Origin of the sequence: Megasphaera sp. NM10, from assembly GCF_000417505.1 — a bacterium.
Classification (GTDB): Bacteria; Bacillota; Negativicutes; order Veillonellales; family Megasphaeraceae; genus Megasphaera; species Megasphaera intestinihominis.
The window spans coordinates 36,820-59,650 of the sequence record NZ_APHY01000035.1 but is presented as its reverse complement, the minus strand read 5'-3'; the positions used below and the strand labels follow the sequence as shown (position 1 = coordinate 59,650).

General features: G+C 54.2%; 20 protein-coding genes and 1 pseudogene. 14 read left to right on the top strand and 7 right to left on the bottom strand.

The window, feature by feature from the left end; all coding sequences use genetic code 11:
- Positions 1-94: 94 nt before the first annotated feature.
- From nadD to NM10_RS06975, 8 genes are all read left to right on the top strand, one after another.
- Positions 95-736, top strand: a complete 642-nt coding sequence (nadD, locus tag NM10_RS07010; protein WP_020310891.1) for a nicotinate-nucleotide adenylyltransferase — start codon at positions 95-97, stop codon at positions 734-736.
- Entirely contained in the window at positions 694-1,290 is a 597-nt protein-coding gene (yqeK, locus tag NM10_RS07005) for a bis(5'-nucleosyl)-tetraphosphatase (symmetrical) YqeK (RefSeq protein ID WP_020310890.1), read from the top strand. Before nadD ends, yqeK begins: the two co-directional genes overlap by 43 nt.
- A gap of 2 nt (positions 1,291-1,292) precedes the next feature.
- Complete coding sequence (locus NM10_RS07000) at positions 1,293-2,261, top strand: LCP family protein (RefSeq protein WP_020310889.1); 969 nt, start codon at positions 1,293-1,295, stop codon at positions 2,259-2,261.
- Between the two features lie 27 nt (positions 2,262-2,288).
- A complete protein-coding gene (gene rsfS / locus NM10_RS06995) occupies positions 2,289-2,672 on the top strand; it encodes a ribosome silencing factor (RefSeq protein ID WP_014017001.1) in 384 nt (127 codons plus the stop codon).
- Between the two features lies 1 nt (position 2,673).
- Positions 2,674-3,528 (top strand): CvfB family protein, encoded by an 855-nt coding sequence (locus NM10_RS06990; RefSeq protein WP_020310888.1) that lies wholly within the window; start codon positions 2,674-2,676, stop codon positions 3,526-3,528.
- A gap of 397 nt (positions 3,529-3,925) precedes the next feature.
- Positions 3,926-4,465, top strand: a complete 540-nt coding sequence (locus NM10_RS06985) for an ECF transporter S component (protein ID WP_239639647.1) — start codon at positions 3,926-3,928, stop codon at positions 4,463-4,465.
- A gap of 13 nt (positions 4,466-4,478) precedes the next feature.
- Positions 4,479-5,300 (top strand): pyridoxamine kinase, encoded by an 822-nt coding sequence (locus NM10_RS06980; protein WP_020310886.1) that lies wholly within the window; start codon positions 4,479-4,481, stop codon positions 5,298-5,300.
- A gap of 109 nt (positions 5,301-5,409) precedes the next feature.
- The gene (locus NM10_RS06975; protein WP_239639646.1) at positions 5,410-6,012 is read left to right on the top strand and encodes a TatD family nuclease-associated radical SAM protein; all 603 of its coding nucleotides are present in this window, start codon (positions 5,410-5,412) and stop codon (positions 6,010-6,012) included.
- 293 nt (positions 6,013-6,305) lie between these two features.
- Here NM10_RS06975 and NM10_RS06970 read toward each other — a convergent pair whose 3' ends face one another.
- The gene (locus NM10_RS06970; RefSeq protein WP_020310884.1) at positions 6,306-6,779 is read right to left on the bottom strand and encodes a CBS domain-containing protein; all 474 of its coding nucleotides are present in this window, start codon (positions 6,777-6,779) and stop codon (positions 6,306-6,308) included.
- Between the two features lie 251 nt (positions 6,780-7,030).
- On the opposite strand from NM10_RS06970, the gene NM10_RS06965 reads away from it, so the two are divergent.
- Positions 7,031-7,843 (top strand): hypothetical protein, encoded by an 813-nt coding sequence (locus tag NM10_RS06965; protein ID WP_020723963.1) that lies wholly within the window; start codon positions 7,031-7,033, stop codon positions 7,841-7,843.
- Between the two features lie 130 nt (positions 7,844-7,973).
- Here NM10_RS06965 and NM10_RS14170 read toward each other — a convergent pair whose 3' ends face one another.
- Both NM10_RS14170 and NM10_RS14555 read right to left on the bottom strand, forming a co-directional pair.
- Positions 7,974-8,774 carry a phosphoenolpyruvate carboxykinase (ATP) gene (locus NM10_RS14170; protein ID WP_239639650.1) on the bottom strand — a complete coding sequence of 267 codons (801 nt, stop codon included), beginning with the start codon at positions 8,772-8,774 and terminating at the stop codon, positions 7,974-7,976.
- Positions 8,775-8,873: 99 nt separating this feature from the next.
- A pseudogene (locus NM10_RS14555) lies at positions 8,874-9,070 on the bottom strand (phosphoenolpyruvate carboxykinase (ATP)); the annotation flags it as partial.
- Positions 9,071-9,516: 446 nt separating this feature from the next.
- Here NM10_RS14555 and htpG point away from each other — a divergent pair.
- The gene (htpG, locus tag NM10_RS06955; RefSeq protein ID WP_020310882.1) at positions 9,517-11,466 is read left to right on the top strand and encodes a molecular chaperone HtpG; all 1,950 of its coding nucleotides are present in this window, start codon (positions 9,517-9,519) and stop codon (positions 11,464-11,466) included.
- Between the two features lie 348 nt (positions 11,467-11,814).
- On the opposite strand, the gene gltS is transcribed toward htpG, so the two are convergent.
- Both gltS and NM10_RS06945 read right to left on the bottom strand, forming a co-directional pair.
- Positions 11,815-13,077, bottom strand: a complete 1,263-nt coding sequence (gene gltS / locus NM10_RS06950; RefSeq protein ID WP_020310881.1) for a sodium/glutamate symporter — start codon at positions 13,075-13,077, stop codon at positions 11,815-11,817.
- Positions 13,078-13,191: 114 nt separating this feature from the next.
- A complete protein-coding gene (locus tag NM10_RS06945) occupies positions 13,192-14,400 on the bottom strand; it encodes a tRNA(Met) cytidine acetate ligase (RefSeq protein ID WP_020310880.1) in 1,209 nt (402 codons plus the stop codon).
- Positions 14,401-14,657: 257 nt separating this feature from the next.
- Between NM10_RS06945 and NM10_RS06940 the strand changes: the two genes are divergently transcribed.
- The 3 genes from NM10_RS06940 to NM10_RS06930 are packed head-to-tail and all read left to right on the top strand — an operon-like array spanning position 14,658 to position 17,145.
- On the top strand, positions 14,658-15,194 hold the full coding sequence (locus NM10_RS06940; protein ID WP_020310879.1) for a hypothetical protein: 537 nt from the start codon (positions 14,658-14,660) through the stop codon (positions 15,192-15,194).
- Between the two features lie 31 nt (positions 15,195-15,225).
- Positions 15,226-16,422: an acetate/propionate family kinase gene (locus NM10_RS06935; RefSeq protein WP_020310878.1), complete on the top strand. Its 1,197-nt coding sequence runs from the start codon at positions 15,226-15,228 to the stop codon at positions 16,420-16,422.
- A gap of 36 nt (positions 16,423-16,458) precedes the next feature.
- Complete coding sequence (locus NM10_RS06930; protein WP_020723962.1) at positions 16,459-17,145, top strand: HAD family hydrolase; 687 nt, start codon at positions 16,459-16,461, stop codon at positions 17,143-17,145.
- A gap of 140 nt (positions 17,146-17,285) precedes the next feature.
- On the opposite strand, the gene NM10_RS06925 is transcribed toward NM10_RS06930, so the two are convergent.
- Positions 17,286-17,675, bottom strand: coding sequence for a hypothetical protein (locus tag NM10_RS06925; protein WP_020310876.1), 390 nt, complete (start codon positions 17,673-17,675; stop codon positions 17,286-17,288).
- 5 nt (positions 17,676-17,680) lie between these two features.
- Complete coding sequence (locus NM10_RS06920; RefSeq protein ID WP_014016983.1) at positions 17,681-18,592, bottom strand: LysR family transcriptional regulator; 912 nt, start codon at positions 18,590-18,592, stop codon at positions 17,681-17,683.
- Positions 18,593-19,091: 499 nt separating this feature from the next.
- On the opposite strand from NM10_RS06920, the gene nifJ reads away from it, so the two are divergent.
- The gene (gene nifJ, locus NM10_RS06915; RefSeq protein WP_020310875.1) at positions 19,092-22,607 is read left to right on the top strand and encodes a pyruvate:ferredoxin (flavodoxin) oxidoreductase; all 3,516 of its coding nucleotides are present in this window, start codon (positions 19,092-19,094) and stop codon (positions 22,605-22,607) included.
- Positions 22,608-22,831: the final 224 nt, after the last annotated feature.

Sequence of the window (22,831 nt, the reverse complement as noted above, 5' to 3'; positions counted from 1 at the left end):
CCGAAGACACAGTTTGAATACCGGCATTATGCCAGATTTTTATTGCTTTACGCGTTAGCAGTAGCTATCGCCTGGGGAGGAATCTATTGGTACCATGGAAATCACTAGGCTCGGCATCATGGGAGGGACCTTCAATCCCATCCATTTAGGCCATCTCATGGTCGCTGAAGAAGCGCGCCAGACCTTTCACCTGGACAAGGTCCTCTTCGTGCCGTCATACATCACGCCCAACAAGAACGTCAACGGCGCGACGGCCGAGCAGCGCCTGGCCATGACGCGCCTGGCTACGGCTGACAACCCGCATTTTACAGTCAGTGATATGGAGATGCGCCGCAAGGGCAACTCCTATACGGTCGATACGCTGCGCTTCCTGAAGAAGCTCTACGGACCGTCGTATATCTTGTATTTTATATCCGGTACAGACACGATCCACGACCTGTACAACTGGAAGGAACCGGAAGAAATCCTGAAGCTGTGCCAGTTCGTCGGAGCGACCCGGCCCGATGGCTCAGAACAGATCGATTCCATCATCGCCTCTTTCGGAGAGCTGGGGAAGCATATCCTCAAGCTGCCCGTACCGACCATGGAAATCTCATCGACAGAACTGCGCCGCCGCATCCGCTTAGGGCTATCTGTGCGCTATATGATACCGCCGGCTGTGGCCGAATACATCAGAAAAAATGGAGTATATCAATGTACAACGAAGAATTCAAAGATAGAATCAAAGAGGATTTAAAGAAATCTCTGTCTTCTCATCGCTATACCCATGTACTGGGTGTAGCAGCAGCGGCCCGCGAATTGGCAGACCGCTACGGCTGCGATGCCGATACGGCTGAAGTAGCCGGCCTTTTGCACGATGCTGCCAAACAGCTGCCCCTGCCGGAGATGCAGGCACTGGCGGAAAAATCCTTTCCCGTCCTGCCGGCACCTATCCTGGCTAACGGCGGCCTGCTCCACGGCTATGCGGCCGTGACCATCGCCAAGGAGCGCTATGGCATTACCGACCCGGCCCTCTTGGGGGCCGTCGCCCACCACACGACCGGGGCGGAACAGATGAGCACCCTGGAAAAAATCATTTTCCTCGCCGATTACATCGAAGTGAACCGCGACTTCGACGGTGTCGACGACCTGCGCCAGGCAGCCAGGCGCGACCTCGATGAAGCCGTCCTCTTGGGCTATGATTCGACGATCCGCCATCTCCTCGACCAGGGCAAACCTATTTTCGTCGGCACCGTCGTCAACCGCAATGCCCAGATCGACGTCGTCCGTGCCGCAGATGGGAAGGCCTGAGGATGACACAGGAGAAACGAAGAAAGATATTATACCGCATCCTGGCCGTCGTCGCCGCCATCGCCATCGTCCTGGCAGGCCGGTCCCTGTACCTGCATTACCAGTCCATCAAAGAGGCGCCGATCCAGCAGGATGTGCCGGACACGAGCCAGACCCAGAGCGACAGCTCCGTCTTTGCCCAGACCAGCCCGGACAAGCCGCTCTACGTCCTGCTCCTCGGCACCGATGGCGGGGACCCGCAGCAGGCGAATTTCGTCGGCGTCGCGGCTATCAACAAGGCCAAGAAGCACATCGACATCATCATGCTGCCTGACGATACGAAAATCGAAGGGCGCAAGGAAAAGGGCATCCAGGAATTGCAGGATGTCTACAGTGAAGGCGGCATGAGCCTGGTCCGGGCCGTCGTCGAAGACATTTTCCACATCCCCATCCCGTATTATGCGACCTTTACGGCCGATTCCTTCTCGAAGATGGTCGACCTCAGCGGCGGTGTGCCGATTTACGTCGAAAAGAACATGTACCACGGCGACGAAGCGACGGGGAAGACCGACATCAACCTCTTCCAGGGCTATCAGACCCTGACCGGGAAGGAAGCCGCCGGCTATATGCGCTATATCGACGCGGACGGCTATCTGTCGCGGACGCAGCGGCAGGAACGGTTCATCAAGAACTTCTATGAAGATCGGCAGGACTGCTTCGGCGTGACCAATGCCTTCTTCATGTACCGGGCCTGGCACAACGTCGATTCCAACATTTCCGCCAAGGACATGGCCCAGCTGGCCTTCGATTTCCGCGGCGTGACGGCTGACAACATCGATTTCTATATCCTGCCCGGCGAAATGGCCATGAGCGGCAAGAACGGCGATACGAAATACTACTGGACCTACGATCCGGTCGAAGTCCAGAAAGTCATTGGCCGCACGAACAACGCCATCTCGACGGCGCCGGAACCGGATGATACGAAACAATAATTACGTCATAAAGGAGTTACTATATACATGCCAATTACCATGAAAGCAGCGAAAGCTGAACAACCGAAAGAACTGAAGAGCTATGAAATTGCCTGCAAGGCCGCTGACGACAAGAAAGCCTGGGACATCGTCACCCTCGATATGAGCGATTCGTCCCTCATGGCGGACTACTTCGTCATCTGCAGTGCCCGCAACAACCGGCAGTCCCAGAGTATTGCCGACAATATCGAAGAACAGATGGAAAAGAACGGCTATGATGTCCGTCACGTCGAAGGCTACCGCGAAGGCAAGTGGATCCTCATCGATGCCGGTGAAGTCATTGCCCACGTCTTCGTCGAACAGGATCGTCAGTATTACGATCTGGAAAACTTATGGTGCGACGCACCGCGCATTGCCTACGAAGGTGAATAAGATGACGACACTTCAGGAAAATAGTATTGTTACGCTGGAAGCCCTGCGCCAGAGCGATATGGGCGTCTTTTTGAACGGCGGTACGGGCAATACGAACGACGATATTTTACTCCATAAGAACCAGCAGACAGGCGACGTCAAAGTCGGCGACAAAGTGACGGTCTTCTTGTACCACGACCCGTCAGGCCGCCTGACGGCCTCTATGCGCCTGCCGAAGATCAAAGTCGGCCAGATCGGCTATGCGCCGGTCATCAATACGACGCGCTTCGGTGCCTTCGTCGACGTCGGCACGGAACGGGGCATCTTCATGCCCTTTGCCGAAATGAAAGGCCGCCCCAAGGAAGGGGAATACGTCTGGGTCAAGCTCTATGAAGACAAGTCCCACCGTCTGGCCGTCTCTATGGAAGTGGAAGATGAAATGCGCCGGGCTTCGCGGGCGGCGACGGACGCCAAAGTCGGCGACTGGGTCGAAGGGGCGGTCTACAACATGACCGACCAGGGGGCATACCTCATGACCCGCGAACGCTGGATCGCCTTCCTGCACCGCAGCGAATTCAACGGGCCCATCCTCATCGGCCAGATGATCAAAGGCCGCATCACCTACCTGCGCGAAGACGGCCGCATTAACATCTCCCTGCGCCAGACCAAGGAAAATGCCATCAATCCCGATGCCGAACGTATCCTGGACTTCCTCAAGCAGCGCAAGGGCAAGATGCCCTATGGCGACAAGACGGCACCGGCCGTCATCAAAGCCAAATTCGGCCTGAGCAAAGCCGCCTTCAAGCGCGCCTTGGGCCACCTCATGAAAGAAAAGAAAATCCACCAGGACCAGGGCTGGACCTATTTGGATATATAGGGGCTCGCGCGTGGCGAGCCCGCATGTGGCACGTTGTGGGAATCCCGCAAGCTGGTGTGATTGAGCGGTTCGTATAACCAACGGGACCGTGCACGAAGACATATGTCGTCATGCACGGTCCCGTTTTGATTTTATAGGGGCTTGCACGTGGCAAGCCCAATCCAGAATATGAACGCTTTTCCCGTTTGAGGAGAGTGCCGCCAAATACCCGACGGGCTCCCCACGTGGGAGACCCTACGGATTGAACTTTTTCTGTTAGACAGAAAAAGTTCAATCTGTCCCATTTACAATGGGGTGGATATACCCTAAAATAGAGTACAGATTAATCATAACCATACATTGGCCAATGTGTGAAACTCTATAACCGTTAGGGGGATTTCACATGTCATCATATTCTATGGAACACAAACAATCGGCCACTTCGGCTGGGAGCCTTTGTTATGCGGCCGTTTTGACGGCGTTGGTCTTCGTCCTCACTTTTGTGCCGAAGATTCCCATTCCACTGGGCTATGCTCATTTGGGAGACGCGATTATTTTTGCGTCGGTCCTGTTCAGTACACGCCGGCAGGCGGCCCTGGCTGCCTCTATCGGGTCGGCCCTGTCCGATTTCATTGGCGGTTTCCCGATTTGGATCATCCCGACGCTGATCATCAAGTACGTCATGGTCGAAGCCGTCTTTTATACGGTACGCCCGGACAAACGGGAATGGACGCTGACGTCGCCGCGCGTCTTCATCGGTTTCTTCTTATCCGCTGCCTGGATGGTCCTGTCTTATACCGTATCGGGCAGTCTCCTCTACGGCAGCTGGGCCGTCGGCATCCCCATGGTGCCGGGACTCATCGGCGAAGGCGTCGTCAATATGATTGCCGCTTATGCACTGGCCGCTTGTCTGGTCAAGGCTAAATTCCATGGTTATGGTTATAGCCTGAAAAGATAAGGAATGATTGTATATGCATCAGAAGAAACTGGCTCTGGTCAATGATGTGACCGGCTATGGCCGCTGCAGCATCGCCGTGGCCCTGCCCATCGTGTCGGCCCTGAAAGTCCAGGGCTGCATTTTGCCGACAGCTATCTTGTCGGTCCATACGGGCTTCCACGACTATTATCTCGACGACTATACGGATCACATGACGCCGTATATCGAGAGCTGGAAGAAGAACGGCCTGACCTTTGACGGCATCAGTACGGGCTTCCTCGGCTCGGCCCGGCAGATCGACATCGTCCTCGATTTCCTCCGCGATTTCAAGGGACCCCATACATTGGCTATCGTCGACCCCGTCATGGGCGACAATGGCCAGCTGTATCCGTCGTATACCCAGGAGATGTGCGATGAAATGCGGTGCCTCCTGGCCTATGCCGACGTAGTGACGCCCAATGTGACCGAAGCCTGTGAGCTTTTGAACCTGCCGTACCGGTCGGACCGCGACTTGAGCGAGGACGATTTCGCCGCCATGGCCAAGGCCTTGGCCGACAAGGGGCCGCAGGGCGTCATCCTGACGGGCATCCACAATGGGCCGTACATCGGCAATTTCATCTATGACCAGGGGAAGATGAGCTGGGTCCGGGCCAAAAAGGTCGGCGGCGACCGCAGCGGTACAGGCGATGTCTTTACGGCCATCGTATCGGCGTCCGTCGTCCGCGGCGAAAGCCTGGAACAGGCCGTACAGAAGGCGTCGGACTTCATCTGCCGCGTCATGGCCTATACGGAAGAACTGGACCTGCCGCACAACGCCGGATTGGCCTTTGAAGAATATCTGACCACACTGAGATGATGTCTGCCATTCAGGCAGCTCTAAATAACAAAAAAGAGGATAGGGTATTATGATCGTTTACACTGTAGTAGGACAAGGACAATATGTAGATCTCGCAGATGGCTTGAAGATGAAGCCTGAAGGGCAGTGGAGCATGTACGTCAATCTGACCAACCGCTGTACCTGTTCGTGTACTTTCTGTCTGCGCTCCATGAAGAAGATGGCCGAAAATGAAACGCTGTGGCTGAAGCGGGAACCGACCGTCGATGAAGTGAAGAAGGCTCTCGATGGCGCTCCCTGGGACCACATCAACGAAGTCGTCTTCTGCGGCTTCGGCGAACCGACGGAACGGCTGGCCGATTTGACGGCCCTCTTGAAGTACGTCAAGGAAACGCATCCCGGCGTGAAGACCCGCGTCAATACCAACGGCCTGTCCGACCTGGCCTATGGCCGCGATACGGCCCCCGATTTTGGCGGCGGTATCCTCGATACCATTTCCATCAGCATGAATGCGTCCAATAAGGAACGCTACCTGGAACTGACGCGCAGCAAATTCGGCATCCAGTCTTATGACGCCATGCTCAAATTCGCCGTCGACTGTAAACAGTACGTCCCCAACGTCGTCCTTACCGTCGTCGACCACGTCGAAGACAGCGAAGAAATCAAGAAATGCCGCGCCATCTGCGACAAACTGGGTCTCCACCTCCGCGTCCGCGTGTACGAGGATAAATAACGATGTAGGGGCTCGCACGTGGCGAGCCCGCTGCCATAATGGGGTTGTAGGAGCCCAACATGTAAAGCTATCGCCTGCATGCGATTCCGTAGGGGACGCCTGTTAAGGCGTCCCGCCGTGAAAAACCGTAGCTCGTAGTTCGTGACTTGTAAAAAACTGCCATTATACTCGAATGAACAGTGGTAAAATCTCACAGCGGGCCGCCCTCTGGGACGGCCCCTACGAAGCGGTCCATGGAACCGCGGCTAATTGCTAAAAAAGCGCTGCCGCATATGCGACAGCGCTTTTTTTTTTCACTGTGTATTTTCGCCGTATTCATTGTAGAGTTGTTTGAGGATGTTCTTTCGTTCTACCATGCCCAGGAGCTTCTTGTCCTTGACGATAGGGATGGCTTTCAGGTGTTCTGCGACCATGACGCTGGCCAGGTCTTCCATGGTGGCGTCCGGGCCGGCCATGATGACTTTTTTGGTCATGAGTTGTTCGGCCGTGCAGGCAAAGAGTTTCTTGAAGCCCTGCTGGTATTCCTTGAGGTTGCCGTAATAGATGTTGGCTCCCAGGAGGTTGACGTATTGGGGGACACAGGGCTTGACTTCCTTGTACAGGAGGTCTGCGTCGGTGACGATGCCGATGATTTCCTTGTCGTCTTTGATGATAGGAATGGCCGTGATGTTGTTTTCTACGAACATATCGACGAGGTCAAAGATAGACGTATCTTTCTGCGCCGTAATGACATTTTTTTCCATGATATCTGCTGCCGTTTTCGACATAAGATCAACCCCTTTATCATAAATTCGATGGGAGCATGACTCCTATTCAATTACATTATACCATATTTTGGGCGTATAGGGACGTCTGTTGCCGTCCCGCCGGTCGCTATCCGCTAACCTCTTAAACGGGCTTCCCACGTGGAAGCCCCTACAGCGGCCTGCGGCCGGCGAACTGCGAACTGCGGCCTGCGTCCTTCGCCAAATCATGGTATAATAGGAACATATTTTACTAGACTAAAGGAGCGATGGACATGACCATAGATTATTTAGTAGCCGACCCTAGCGGCAATACGACGATTCTGGTGCTGACGCCAGTGCCGAAAGAGGAACACAGTGCTTTGGCGGCGAAGTTATTGGCCCTGCCGGGCATCGAAGCGGAACAGGTCGGCTATGTGACCCGCGAAGCGGGCAAGCCCCTGCGCGTCGACATGATGGGCGGCGAGTTCTGCGGCAATGCATCGCGGTCGGCGGCGGCCTGGGCCCTGGCCTGTGACGGCGGGACACAAGGCGTATACGATGTATCCTGCTCGGGCTGCGATACGGTCCTGCCGGCTAAGGTTGCCCAGAAAGGCGATGGCCTGTATGAAGCCTTCATTGAAATGCCTTATCCCGAAGATGTGAGCGGCGTCCTCGTCGACGCCGGCGATGTGCCGGCCCGTTTTTTCCGCGTCGATTTGCCGGGGATTACGCACTTCGTCCACTTCGTGCCTGATTTAGAAGGCATTGATAAAGAGAAATACTGGCATATCCTGGCTGATTACGTCGATGGCGAGGATTTCCCGGCTTACGGCCTGATTCTCTGCGATACGAAGGAACAGACCATGATTCCCGCTGTCTACGTCCGCGATACGGACACGCTATATTGGGAAAACAGCTGCGGCAGCGGATCGGCAGCCGTCGCCGCGGCCCTGGCCTGCACGACCCATAAGAACGTGGCCTGCTACATGAAGCAGCCCGGCGGTACCCTGGCCATTGCCGCCAAAGTCGGCGAACAAGGGGAACTGCAGCAGATCTTCATCGGCGGTCCCGTCAAATTGAGCCAAGTCCGAAAGGCAACTATATGATGAACGATAACGGGATTCCCCACAACGGGCCGCCTTAACAGGACGGCCCCTACAGTGCGACATCTATGATGTCGCTGCGGCCTGCGGCTTGCGAACTGCGGCCTGCGGCCTGCCCGGGACGGGCGCCCCTCTACACCCGCGGTCCAGCCTGGATGATTTCTTCGGGCATGTCGGGGTACTTGGTCTTGAAGTTTTCGTAGAACATGGCGGCGACTTTCTTGGCCATGATGTCATAGGACTTCTTGTTGTCCCACGTCGCCCGCGGGTTGAGTATCTGGTTGGGCACGCCTGGGCAGACCTGGGGGATGTCGACGTTGAAGCGCATGTCGTGACGGTAGGGGACGTTGTCGAGTTGGCCGTTCAAGGCGGCGGTGATCATGGCCCGCGTGTATTTCAGGTCCATGCGGCTGCCGATGCCGTAGGGGCCGCCGGTCCAGCCCGTATTGACCAGGTAGACCTTGGTGTTGTACTTTTCGATGCGTTCGCCGAGCATGCCGGCGTAAATATCCGGCGCCAAGGGCATAAAAGGTTCGCCGAAGAGGGTCGAGAAGGTCGGAATCGGTTCGGTAATGCCCTGTTCCGTGCCGGCGACTTTCGACGTGAATCCCGTGACGAAGTGGTACATCACCGCTTCTTTACTGAGCCGCGAAATGGGCGGCAAGACGCCGAAGCTGTCGGCCGTGAGGAAGATGATGACCGTCGGGATGCCGCCTTTACCGGGCTGGGCCGCATTGGGGATGTAGTCGATAGGGTAGCCGGCCCGCGTATTTTCGGTTATCTTGCTGTCGAAGTAGTTGGGATGGCGCGTGTCTTCGTCGAGGACGACGTTTTCCACGAGCGTGCCGGCCTTGATGGCATTGTAGATATACGGTTCCTTTTCGGGATTGAGGTTGATGCATTTGGCGTAACAGCCGCCTTCAAAATTGAAGATGCCCCGCGGCGACAGCCGTGTTCGTCGGCGCCGGCAAAGCCGTCGAAGAGGTAAATGGGCCGGTTCTGGAAGTAGGCCAGGATTTTGCTCTTGAGGGCGTTGAATTTTTCTTTGGAAATGGGCCGGTTGATGTTGTTCCAGGCGATGTAGTCGTGGATGGACGGCGTATCGACGATGAACTTGTCATCCGGTGCCCGGCCGGTATATTTGCCGGTCCGCACGACCAGGGCCCCAGTGTCGCTGAGGACGCCTTCGCCATTCAAGAGGGCCTGTTCCGTCAGCCAGGCCGGCGACATATTGCGGTATACTACTTTGGGATTCATGAGTCCTATGCGTTCTAAACCATATGTCTGTTGCATATCTATCACTCCTTTGAGATTTGTGGCTCGTAGGGGCCGCCCGCTGGGCGGCCCGTTTGTGGAAACCCCATAATCTGGCACCGCAGACTGCGAAATAACCTCTCAGTCAGCTGCGCTGACAGCTCTCCTAGCAGGAGAGCCGGGCCGCCTTGACAGGACAGCCTCTGCGGCCTGCGAACACCTATCTCTTTTAATCATACTAACGTACTAAATATAGTATAATACAATCTGGTACACTATTTCAAATTGCATACTGGATACACGATAAAGGTCAAATTCTTAAAAAATACTTGACTATTTGACTTTTTGCTGTATGATATTGGTGTAAGGGTACCCGAAGGTATCCGCCACTACGGCAGAATCGTACAAAGGAGTGTTTGAATATGGCGAAAGAAACCCATGAATTTCAAGCTGAAACGAAACAATTACTGGACTTGATGGTCCATTCTATTTATACGAACCACGAAATCTTCCTTCGCGAACTGATTTCCAATGCATCCGATGCCATCGACAAGCTGCATTACCAGTCCCTGACCAATGGCGATCTCCTCGAAGGCGATATGGCCTTTGAAATCCATTTGACGCCTGATGCCGATGCCCACACGTTGACGATCTCCGATAACGGCCTGGGCATGAATAAACAGGATTTGATGGAAAACCTCGGTACTATCGCCCAGTCCGGCACCAAGGCATTCCTGGAAAAATTGAAAGAATCCCAGGATGCCGACAGCACGGATAAGGATCTCATCGGTCAGTTCGGTGTCGGTTTCTATTCGGCCTTCATGGTCGCCGATAAAGTCACGGTCGTCACCCGCAAGGCCGGCGAAGAACAGGCTTATAAATGGGAATCCACTGGCGACGGTGAATACAGCCTGGAAGAATGTCAGAAACCGAAACACGGCACGACGATCATCCTCAGCCTGGGCAAGGACTTCTACGGCGACGACAGTGAAGAAAACTATACCGACAAGATGACCCTCCAGAGCCTGGTCAAGAAGTATTCCGACTATATCCGCTACCCGATCACCATGGACTTCACGACCAAGGAAAAACCGAAAGACGCCGACGGCAAGGTCATCGAAGACGCACCGGAAGAAGAACATACGGAAACGCGGACGCTGAACTCCATGCAGCCTTTGTGGACGCGCAATAAATCGGACATCAAACCGGAAGAATATAAGGAATTCTTCCAGCATCAGTTCTACGAATGGGAAGAACCGATGGAAATCTTCCACAACCGCGTCGAAGGGGCCGTCGATTACACGGCACTGCTCTTCATCCCAGGCAAGGCTCCGTTCAACCTCTACTATGCCGATTATGAACCGGGCATCCAGCTTTATTCGCGCCACGTCTTCATCATGGATAAATGCAAGGACCTCCTGCCGGATTACCTGCGCTTCGTCAAAGGCCTCGTCGATTCGCCGGACCTGTCGTTGAACATTTCCCGTGAACTGTTGCAGAAGAGCCGCGAATTGAGCCTCATCGGCCGTAACCTGGAAAAGACCATCCTCAAGACGTTGAAGCGCAACCTGGAAAAGGACCGTGAAAAATACGAAAAATTCTGGGCTGAATACGGCAAATCCCTGAAAATCGGCGTTTACAGCGGTATGATGACCGGTGAAAACAACGTCGAAAAATTGAAGGACCTGCTGCTCTTCATGTCGTCGAAAGATGGCAAACTGTGCACCATCAAAGAATACGTCGACCGCATGAAAGACGGCCAGCAGAAGATCTACTACGCAACGGGCAAGGATAAAGAAGCCATCGAAGGCCTGCCGCAGATGGAAATGCTCCGCGACCGCGGCATCGAAGTCCTCTACATGACCGACCCGGTCGATGAATTCGCCGTCGAAGCCATCGGCGAATACGAAGGCCACCGCTTCCACTCCATCAGCCGCGGCGACCTGGACCTGGAAGACGACGCCTTCAAGGAAGAAAAGAAGAAGAACGAAGAACTGGCCAAGGATAATGAAGGCCTCTTGAAGGACATGAAAGAATTCCTGGGCGATAAAGTCGCCGATGTCCGCTTGTCCAACCGCTTGAAGAGCGGTGCCGTCTGCCTCGTCGCCGACGCTGCCGGCCCGTCGCTGGCCATGGAACAGGCCTTTGCCGCTGCCAACAACCCCATGCTCAAGGCCCGCCGCATCCTGGAAATCAACCCGCAGCATGAACTGTTCAGCAAACTGACGGCCGTCCACGACCAGGGCAAAGACAGCCAATCCTTCAAGGACTACTGCAATCTGCTCTACGATCAGGCTCTGCTCCTGGAAGGCATCATGCCCGACGACCCCGTCGCCTTTGCCAATAAAGTAGCCAGCCTGATGGCAAAATAAAATTCCATACAGAAAAGCCCCTCCCGGTGTGTGACCGGAAGGGACGTTCCTCCAGCAAAAGGTCCTGTCGTTAGACGACAGGACCTTTTGCCGTAGGGGCCGTCCCAAGCCTTTCCAGCCCGTCAGGTGCCAACCAACGGGAGGCGCAGGACGGTTGCTGGAAAGGACAGCTGTGGCTGGGCGGCCCGCTTGTGGGAATTCCGCAAACTGATACTGCAGTTCGTAGGCGGCAAATCATCGATTAACCTCTCAGTCAGCTGCGCTGACAGCTCTCCTAGCAGGAGAGCCGGGCTGCCATAGGGGCCGCGAGCCACGAGCCACAAACTGCTAACCGCTAACCCCTAACCCCTAGTGGAATATGTTGATGAACACGGTGATGATCGATGCGTTGACTGGGTCGATGATGAGCGAGCCGATGAGGGGGATGACGAAGAAGGCCGTCGGTGCCGGGCCGAAGAGTTCGGTCATGGCTGTCATGTTGGCGATGGCGTTCGGCGTAGCGCCGAGGCCGAAGCCGCAGACGCCGCTGGTCATGACGGCTGCTTCGTAGTCCTTGCCCATGGCGCGGAAGACGATGAAGTAAGCGAAGATGGCCATGAACAGGGCCTGGCTGAGGAGCATGACGACCAGGGGGATGGCCAGGTCGGCGAGCTGCCAGAGCTTGAGGCTCATGAGGACGCAGGTCAAAAAGACGGTCAGGCTCAGGTTGCCCAGGACTTCGCTTTCGCGCTGATAGATTTTATAGGCGTGCGTGAAGTCGGCGATGTTGCGGATGATGGCGGCGACGATCATGGAGCCGATATAGCCCGGGAAGACCAGGCCGATGCTGCTGAAGAAGCCGCTGACCAGAGTGCCCAGGCCCATGGCCAGGAAGAGGTGGGCCATGGCGTTCATGAAACGGTAGTTGTCGATGGTCTGGCCGATTTTATTTTCAATCTTAATGGCGTTTTCGGCGCGTTCTTTATTGCCGGCGACGGCTTTGAGCGTCGAAACGGTGCCGGCATTGAAGGACGGGTCGAAGCGTTCCGATTCGGCCGAGCTGACGAGGTGGAATTTGTGGACCAGTTCTTCGCCAATCGGGCCGCCGATGACGCCGCCGGCGACGAGGCCGAACGTAGCTGCTGCGACGGCAATGGTCACGCCGCCGTCGAGGCCGATGCTTTCCAGGAGCGGGCCGAAAGCCGCTGCCGTACCGTGGCCGCCGACCATGGGGATGGAACCCGTTGCCAGGCCCAGGAGCGGGCTCAGGTTAAAGGCCATAGCCAGGCCGGAGCCGATGATGTTCTGGCAGATGATCAGGACCGTCGTGACAATGGCCATTTTCAGGACCATGACGCCGCCGCGCTTGATGAGGCTGATGCTGGCCGTATAGCCGACGCTGGTGAAGAAGAGCATCATGCAGATGTTCTGCATGATCGTATCCTGTTCGTATTTCCAGATGCCCTGCGTATATAAGATGCAATTGATGATAGCAAATAAGATACCGCCGACGACGGGCGCCGGGATACAGTACTTACGAAGGACGCTGATCTTGACGCGCAGGAAGACGCCAACGTAGTAGACGACGATGGCCGCAGCCAGGGTCTGATAAATATTAAGATTTAAAGACACACGGAAAACCTCCTTATAATTTTAAAAATACAATACATATCATAACAGATTTTAGGCTGTAAAACAATTGTAAACATGAGAAAATGTTTTGATTTTTTAAGCATATATGGGATATTATTTTTTAATAGACAGAAAAAATGGTGAATGATAATAATCTTGACGGCCTTTTCGCTGGCTCTCTTTAGAAAAACAAAAGAACTGGATGTCGCTGGCCTTGAGGTCCAGCTTCAGCTGTTCCTGTCCCAGGGGAGAGAGGCCGGGAGCGTCGGAACGCACTTTGGTGACCACCGGGAGCTGGCCCTTGGCCCCTTTCAGGAAAGCTGCACCGCGGCTGTTGAGGGCCAGGAGGCGGGCATATTGCGGACCTGCCTCATAGGAGCAGTCCATGAGGTCCCGCGAGGGCTGCAAGAGCGTATAGGCGCCCATGCGGCAGAGGCGGCTGTAGGCATAGCGCCGCGTCTTGATGCTCCTGAGGGCCTGGTCGTAACTGCCGCTTTCCATGAAAGCGCGGTGCCAGCGGTTTTCCAATCCTTCCGTAAAGGCCGGCAGACTGCGCAGCTGGTCCGGTGTCAGCAGGCGGTTATGGCTGGCGACGAAATCGCCGTAGCGGCCGTAATCAGTGAAGGCGCCCTGGGCCAGCTGGTCTTCGGCACCTGCCAGGCTGGCCGCTGTGAGATAAGGCCGACAGGCGGCGGCTGTCCCGCTGCAGCGCATGGCCTGGCGCAGGGCCGAGGCGCTGGCAAAGGCGGCACCGAGGCCGGTATCGCCGTGTCGGCCCTGGCGGGGCAGGGGAAGAAAGGTCAAGGGCTGTTCCTGTTTCAACATGGCCCGGGCATATTCAAAGGCCAGCAGGGCATTGGGCTGCTGCAGCAGCCGGGCTTCGTCAGGGGCCGCGGCCATGAGTGCGTCAGTCAGCTGCTGTCCGGCTGAGGATTTTTTTGCTGCCTTCAGGCAGGCTGTCAGTCCCTCGGAGCGGCGGGCCAGGGAGAGAAAGTCAGCCGCCGTTCCGCCTTCGACGCCGCAGGCCAGGGCCTGGCAGCCCAGGCGGGCGGCTAAGGTGACGCCGCCTTGAGCGAAACCGGCCGCGCTGGACAGGGCATAGACGGCAGGGAGTTCGATGACCACATCGGCACCGCCGTCGATGGCCCAGGCCGCGCGGTGCCATTTATCGAAAAAAGCCGGTTCGCCGCGCTGGACGAAGGCGCCGCTCATGATGATGACGATGGCCGCCTCCGGGCCGGCTGCCTGGCGGACTTGGCGGATTAAACGGGCGTGACCCGTGTGGAACGGGTTGAATTCGGCGATGATGGCAAGGGATTCCATAGAGCTCCTATATGTTCAGAATTTCACAAAATCTCGAAAAAGTATAGCCTGATGAGAATTATATTATATGTTTTAAATAAAATCGTGCTAATGGTTATAAGTATACGGGGCAGGCCGGGAAACGTCAATGGTGTATACTCATTCCTGCCAAGGGAGAGGCGAAAGTATTTGCAATTCGTCGCTTTTTTTTAGGTGACGCTATAAATCTTTTATGCTATAATGAACCTAGTCTGTAGAAAGCATAAATAGGTGATTGCATGAAAGGATTGAAATTATTAGCAGTTGCGGCCATGACCGCAGCTGTCGTATTGTTGTCCGGATGCGGCAACATGACGATGCTCGAAGAATACAGCTTCGGGTATGTCCAGCTCAAAGCCGGGAATTCGGAAGTCTATGTCATGACACCGTTCGACCTGGCTCATGTAAGCCGCCAGAATGGGGAAGGCATGATGTACATCAACAACGATAAGCACATCAATGTCGTCGCTGTTTCCGAAACGGCTGGCGAAACGACGCCTGTAGCCATGGCAGAAGAATATGTTGCCATGCTGAAACAGACACCGGATGTTTCTGATCTGCAAACGAAGGTCACCGACGCGGAAGAAAGCGGCCGCAAGACCACCGTTGTCGACGCTTCCTATACGGAACCGCTCAACGGCCAGCCGGCCAAACTCATCGTGCGGAGTCTCTTCTTTGAAGATAATGGCCAGATATGGCACGTCATGTACATGTACAAAGACGGCGATGCCCTGGCTAAAGAAGTAGTTGACCACGTATTTGGCCAGCTCAAATAATTCTAAGACAAATGAAAGAGGGTAAATTTTCATGATCGTATTGGTTGTAAACTGCGGCAGCTCGTCCTTGAAGTACCAGCTCATCAACATGGACAATGAAGAAGTAATGGCAAAAGGTTTGGTCGAAAAAATCGGCCTTCCCGATTCGCAGCTGACCCACAAATGGAATGGCCAGAAGAAAGAAATCAAACAGTCCATCCCGGATCACCAAGTCGCTGTCAAACTCGTCCTCGACATCCTCACCGACGCTGAATGCGGCGTCATCAAATCCATGGATGCCATCGACGCTGTCGGCCACCGCGTCGTCCATGGCGGCGAAGAATTCGCTGCTTCCACGCTCATTACGGATGAAGTCATGAAAGCCTTGGAAAAATGCTCGGCTATGGCTCCGCTCCACAATCCGCCTAACATCATCGGCATCAACGCCTGCAAAGCCATCATGCCCGGCGTTCCTCAGGTCGGCGTCTTCGATACGGCTTTCCATCAGACCATGCCGGCGAAAGCCTTCATGTATGGCCTCCCGTATGAACTCTACAAAGAAGACCACATCCGCCGTTATGGCTTCCACGGCACGAGCCATCGCTATGTAGCTGGCGAAGTCGCTAAAGTCATGGGCGTACCCGTTGAAAAACTGCGCATCATCAACTGCCACCTCGGCAACGGTTCTTCCCTGGCTGCCATCAAATATGGCAAATGCGTCGACACGACCATGGGCTTCACACCGCTCGCCGGCGTCCTCATGGGCACCCGCTGCGGCGATATCGACCCGGCTATCGTCCTCAACGTCATGGACAACCACAACCTTTCGACGAAAGAAATGGATACGCTCATGAATAAGAAATCCGGCGTCCTCGGCATTTCCGGCGTTTCCAGCGACTTCCGCGACCTCGGCCAGGCTGCTGCTGAAGGCAACGAACGCGCTCAGCTCGCCCTCGACATGTTCCACTATCAGGTCCGCAAGGAAATCGGCGCTTTCGCAGCTGCCATGGGCGGCGTAGACGTCATCACCTTTACGGCTGGCGTCGGCGAAAACGGCATCGAAGACCGTGCAGCCATCGCTGAAGGCCTGGAATACCTCGGTGCGAAACTCGACCCGCAGCGCAACAACGTCCGCGGCAAAGATGCCCTCATCAGCACGGATGATTCGACGGTCAAGATGTACGTCATCCCGACGAACGAAGAAATCATGATCGCCCGCGATACGAAGGACATCGTATCCAAACAGTAATGACCAAAGTGCGTGCCCGAAGATGGAGTGAATACTGTGAAATTACTATACTGGGACATTGACGGAACCTTATTGAATACGGGCCGGGCCGGTCTGTACGCCATTGAAGAAGTCTTCCACGACCTCAAGGGCGCCGACGTGCCCGTGCCGAAGATCGCCGCCGGCGGCCGGACGGATAATTTCATCTGCCAGCAGCTCTTGTATAAAGCCACAGGCATCATGCCGACAGACGATGAAGTCCATGCCTTTTGCCGGGGCTATGAAAAGAAGCTCCTGAAATGGCTGAAGCGCAAGGCCGAAGAAGGCGTCGTCCTGCCCCACGTAGAAGAGAACCTGGCTTTCTTCCAACAGCGAAAGGATTACAGGCAGCTCCTCCTGACCGGCAACAGCGCCATCGGCGCCCGCATGAAGATGGACGTCTTCGGCCTGTCCCAGTACTTCGATTTCTCTCATTCTGGGTTCGCCTTCAATTATTACTATCGCGATGATCTGGCCCGCAATGCCCTGGCCATCGCCAAGGAAGCCTGGGGCGATGCCATCGAGATGGCTTATGTCATCGGCGACACGCCTTACGACATCCAGTGCGGCAAAGCCATCGGCGCCCGCACGATCAGCGTGGCTACAGGCCGCTATTCCTATGAGGAACTGGCCCAGTGCGCGCCCTGGAAGATACTGCGGTCCCTGCCGGAACCGGAAGCCTTCCTGAAAATCATCGAAAATTAAAGAAAAGTGTAAAAAATAGGCTGTCACATTAAGCAAAACATGCATTAATGTGACAGCCTATTTTTTGAGTTTTAAGTTTTTAGTTTGCAGTGAATGGCTGAAAAAATTAAAACCACCGGCTACAAACTGCAAACTCCAAACTATAAAGCGTCCGGGTCTTTTTCCGGTTCTTCGATGCGCCAGGTGTTTTCGAGGACGCGGAAATTGAGGCGGTGCCATTTCTTTTCGATATCGTCCAGTGTCTGCGAGGCGGAATATAACATATTATTTTGTTTCTTGGCCTGCTTTTCCAGCTGTGCCATGCGAACGCGCTGGGTGGATACGGTGTCCGCCAGTTCATAGACCTGGAACTGCAAGGCTGCGATCCAGAAGAATTCCAGCAGGGCGACGATGACGACGCATTTCTGGGCCTTTGGCAGACCGTGCCAGGCCTGGCAGAAGCGGCGGCGCAGGCGGGAGAGGGCCGCCCGGCCGTGCTGCTCCTTTTGGCGGATCCCCGTCAGGTCAGGAGGGAACTTGTGTCTGTCCATAAGCCTTATAAGTTGGAAATGACGCGGGCCTTATTGCGGACGAAGTCGAGCCACAACTGGGCGGCATGGGAGAGGTAGTGGCCCCGTTTCCAGATGACGTAGAGGACGTGCATGATTTCCGGTTCTACCAGGGGACGGACGACGACCGATTCCGATACGCGGGGGTTCGTTTCCTTCGTCGGGCACAGGCGGCTCGGCAGGAGGGCGACGCCCAGGTTGGCGACGACGGTCTGGATCATGAGGTCCCGCTGGCTCGTTTCGAAGACGATCTTCGGCTGGAAACCGATTTTCTTACAGTGCTGGATGATTTCGTCGTGCAGGTTGAAGTCGTCGCGGTAGAGGACCAGCGATTCATTGGCCAGCTTCTTGAGGGGAATCGTCTTTTCCTTGGACAGGATGTTGTCCCGGTGGATGATGACGTTCATCGGGTCCTGGGTCAGGAAGAACGATTCAAAGTCCTTTTCCTTCGGCTGCGTGCAGACGATGCCCAGGTCGATGAGGCCTTCCTGGACGCTGATTTCGACTTTCTTCGAGCCGTGTTCGTAGAGGTCCAGTTCGATCTGCGGGTATTCCTGCTTGAACGCCCCCAGGAGGTTGGCGAAGATCGGTGCGCCCGTGATTGGCGGCAGGCCGATGAGGACCGTCCCTTGTTCCAGCTTGAATTCGTTTTCAAAGTCCGTCTTCAAGTGTTCGAACATGAAGACGACGCGCTTGGCGTGGGAGAGGAAAATCGTGCCGGCATCGGTGAGTTCGACGGCCTTGGCGTTGCGCATGAAGAGGACGACGCCCAGTTCTTCTTCCAGGGCCTTGATGGTGCGGCTGATGGCGGACTGGGAAATGTGCAGCGTCCGCGCGGCTTTGCTGAATGATTTCTTGTCGGCTACTTCGACAAAGTATTTAAGATGATGAAAATCCATACTAACACCTCCACTAATGGTGTACACCGAATCGGCACTTTAATATACACTCGATTGGTATACGTTTACAAAATAGCACTGAACGATGCATAAACTAGCATCACATTCCTATTGAATTTAGCATTACTTAGGCATATAATTAACTTGTAAGAAAAAGTTACAAAGTCGTTCGGTTTGTGATGGTCAGCAAGCTTCAAAAGGCATGTTGGTGTGCAAATCTGTAATATCACTATAATAGTATTACAGATTAAGAATATTAGCAACACCTTTTTTGAATATTATTGAACCTTCCCGCTTTTCATTGCATTTTTTTCAAGATAGGGACGTGTATGGACGATACGTGAACAGAAGTCATCCATGGAACCTGGGTGAGGGTCCGCGCCGTCCGTATGCCGTCCGTATGAGGATGCAACAGGACGTCTTTATAGCTTTCTTAAGCCTATCAGTATGGTTTTTCCATATTGAAAGTATACTTTTATCTAAGGAGCGTGTTTTATCTATGAGCAAATTTAAAACCATGGATGGTAACGAAGCAGCTGGATGGGTGTCCTATGCATTTACTGAAGTTGCCGCAATTTATCCGATCACGCCGTCTTCTCCTATGGCAGAACATGTCGATGATTGGGCAGCCGCTGGCATGAAAAACATCTTCGGCCACAAAGTCAACGTTGTTGAAATGCAGTCCGAAGCTGGCGCAGCTGGCGCATTCCACGGTTCTTTACAGGCTGGTGCTTTGACAACTACGTACACGGCATCTCAGGGCTTCCTCCTCATGATCCCGAACATGTACAAAGTTGCCGGTGAACTTCTCCCGGGCGTATTCCACGTAGCTGCTCGTGCTTTGGCTAACCATGCACTGAACATCTTCGGTGACCATCAGGACGTTATGTCTGCTCGTGCAACAGGCTGCTGTCTCTTGGCTGAATCCAATGTTCAGGAAGTCATGGATCTCGGTGGTGTCGCTCATTTGGCAGCAATTAAAGGTTCCCTGCCGTTCATCAACTTCTTCGATGGTTTCCGTACTTCTCACGAAATCCAGAAAGTTGAAGTCATGGACTTCGAAAACTTCAAGAAACTCGTTGACTGGGACGCTATCGAAGCATTCCGCAAACGTGCCCTCAACCCGGATCATCCGGAAATCCGCGGCACTGCAGAAAACCCGGACGTATACTTCCAGCACACAGAAGCTTCCAACAAATTCTATGATGCTATGCCGGATATCGTAGCTGGCTACATGGACAAGATTTCTGAAATCACTGGCCGTACGTACAAACCGTTCAACTACTACGGTGCTCCTGATGCTGAATACGTTGTCGTATCCATGGGTTCTCTCTCCGACGTCGCTAAACAGACTGTCGAATACTTGCAGAGCCAGGGCGAAAAAGTCGGTGCCATCAACGTTCACCTCTATCGTCCGTTCTCCAACAAATACCTCCTCAACGTTCTTCCGAAAACTGTTAAGAAGATCGCTGTCATCGACCGTACGAAAGAACCGGGCTCCCTCGGCGAACCTCTCTACCTCGATATCGTTGGCTTCGTAACTGAAGAAAACCTCAACATCGACGTTATCGGCGGCCGTACAGGTATGGGCTCCAAAGACGTTCTTCCGGAAGACTTCCTCGCTGTCTTCAAAGAACTCAAGAAAGAACATCCGCTCAACGGCTTCACGCTGGCTATCAACGACGACGTTACCAACCTCAGCCTTCCGCGCGAACCGAAAATGCCGGTTGACACGACTGGCCTTACGTCCTGCAAATTCTGGGGCTTCGGTTCTGATGGTACTGTCGGCGCTAACAAATCCGCTATCAAGATCATCGGTGACCACACCGACATGTATGCTCAGGCATACTTCGCTTATGACTCCAAGAAATCCGGCGGCGTAACTATTTCTCACCTGCGTTTCGGTACTCGCCCGATCGATATGCCGTACCTCATCGACGCAGCTGACTACATCGCTTGCCATCGTCAGTCCTATGTAAAACGCTTTGACATCCTCCGCGGTATCAAAGAAGGCGGCACATTCATGCTGAACTGCACCTGGACCGACGAAGAACTGGAAAAAGAACTTCCGGCTCGCATCAAACGCGCTATCGCTAAGAACCATGTTAAATTCTACACCTTGAACGGTGACGCTATCGGCCGGAGACTCGGCCTCGGCACTCGTATCAACATGGTCATGCAGGCTGCATTCTTCGCACTCGCTAAGATCATTCCTATCGATGACGCTGTTAAATACTTGAAAGACTCCATCGTCAAGAGCTATGGCAAGAAAGGCCAGAAAGTCGTTGACATGAACAACGGCGCTGTTGATGCTGGTATCAAAGAATTCCATGAAGTTAACTATCCGGCTTCCTGGGCTGACGCTAAAGACGAAGTCGTCGAAGGCCGTCCGGCTCCGAAGTACTTCACGGAAGTTGCAAAACCGATGCTCGAACAGGTTGGCGACGATCTCTCGGTTTCCGCATTTGCTGGCCGCGAAGATGGCACCATGCCTTCCGGTACTGCTAAATTCGAAAAAGCAGGCCCGGCTCTCCACGTTCCTTCCTGGGATGCTGAAAAATGTATCGGCTGCTTGCAGTGCTCCTTCGTCTGCCCGCACGCTACTATCCGTCCGGTCTTGACGACGAAAGAAGAAACGGCTGCTGCTCCGGCAGGCTACAAAGTAGCTCCGAAAGCTAAATCCGGCAAAGAATATGATCTCGCCATCATCGTTGACCAGCTCGACTGCCTCGAATGCGGTTCCTGCGTAAACGTTTGCCCGGTTCAGGCTCTCACCATGGTTCCGAACACCGACGAAGAACGTCAGAAGATGGATCTCTGGTACTATGGTACGGAAACGGTTGCTCCGAAAGCTAACCCGCAGAACAAGAAGACCGTCATCGGTTCTCAGTTCGAAACTCCGCTCCTCGAATTCTCCGGCGCATGCGCAGGCTGCGGTGAAACACCGTATGTCAAACTCATCACGCAGCTCTTCGGCGATCGCATGATGATTGCTAACGCTACTGGCTGCTCCTCCATTTGGGGTGCATCCGCTCCGGTTTCCCCGTACACCATGAACGCTGCTGGCCATGGCCCGGCTTGGGCAAACAGCCTCTTCGAAGATGCTGCTGAATTTGGTCTCGGCATGTTCCTCGGCGTAGACAAAGTCCGCAAAGACTTGGCTGAAAACCTCGACGCTGCTAAAGCCGTTGCTTCTCCGGAACTCCAGGCTGCACTCAGCGACTGGGCTGCTAACCTGAACGAAGGCAAAGGCTCTCGTGAACGCGCTGACAAACTGACAGCTCTCCTCGAAAAAGAAGCTGCTGGCAAACCGGTTCTCGAAGACTTCCTCGCTAAGAAACAGTTCTTCGTTAAACGTAGCCAGTGGATCATCGGTGGTGACGGCTGGTCCTACGATATCGGTTACGGCGGTGTTGACCACGTCCTCGCTTCCGACCACGACGTCAACGTCCTCGTCCTCGATACCGAAGTTTACTCCAACACTGGCGGTCAGTCCTCTAAAGCTACCCCGACTGCAGCTATCGCTCAGTTCGCTGCTGCCGGCAAACGCACGAAGAAGAAGGACCTCGGCATGATGGCTATCTCCTATGGCTATGTCTATGTAGCTCAGGTAGCTATGGGTGCTGATAAGAACCAGCTCATGAAAGCCATGACTGAAGCTGAAGCTTACCATGGCCCGTCCCTGGTTATCTGCTACGCTCCTTGCATTAACCACGGCATCCGTAAAGGCATGGGCAAGAGCCAGCTCGAAGAAAAACTCGCTGTCGAATGCGGTTACTGGGATCTCTTCCGCTACAACCCGGATCTCAAAGCTCAGGGCAAGAATCCGTTCAGCCTCGACTCCAAAGAACCGGATTACAGCAAATTCCAGGAATTCTTACAGGGTGAAGTTCGTTATGCTTCCCTTAAGAAAGGCTTCCCGGAAGAAGCAGACGCTCTCTATGCTAAGACAGAAGCAGACGCAAAAGCTCGTCGCGAATCCTATGTACGTTTACAGAAGGGTTTTGAAGACTAATTTGATTGCACTCGCTGCATGAGAATAGAAGAAAGGCCCCGCATGAAGGTTTCGACCCTCATGCGGGGTCTTTTCTTTTTGTAGTTTGTAGAAGAGGGCTTTAAATTAAAAAGCCTTCACTAAAAACTAAAAACTGCAAACTTCATACTCAAAAAGGAACTGTTGCACTGCGACAGCTCCTTTTTTATTGCTATCCTTTCTCAATAGGTATATAATAAAGCGTG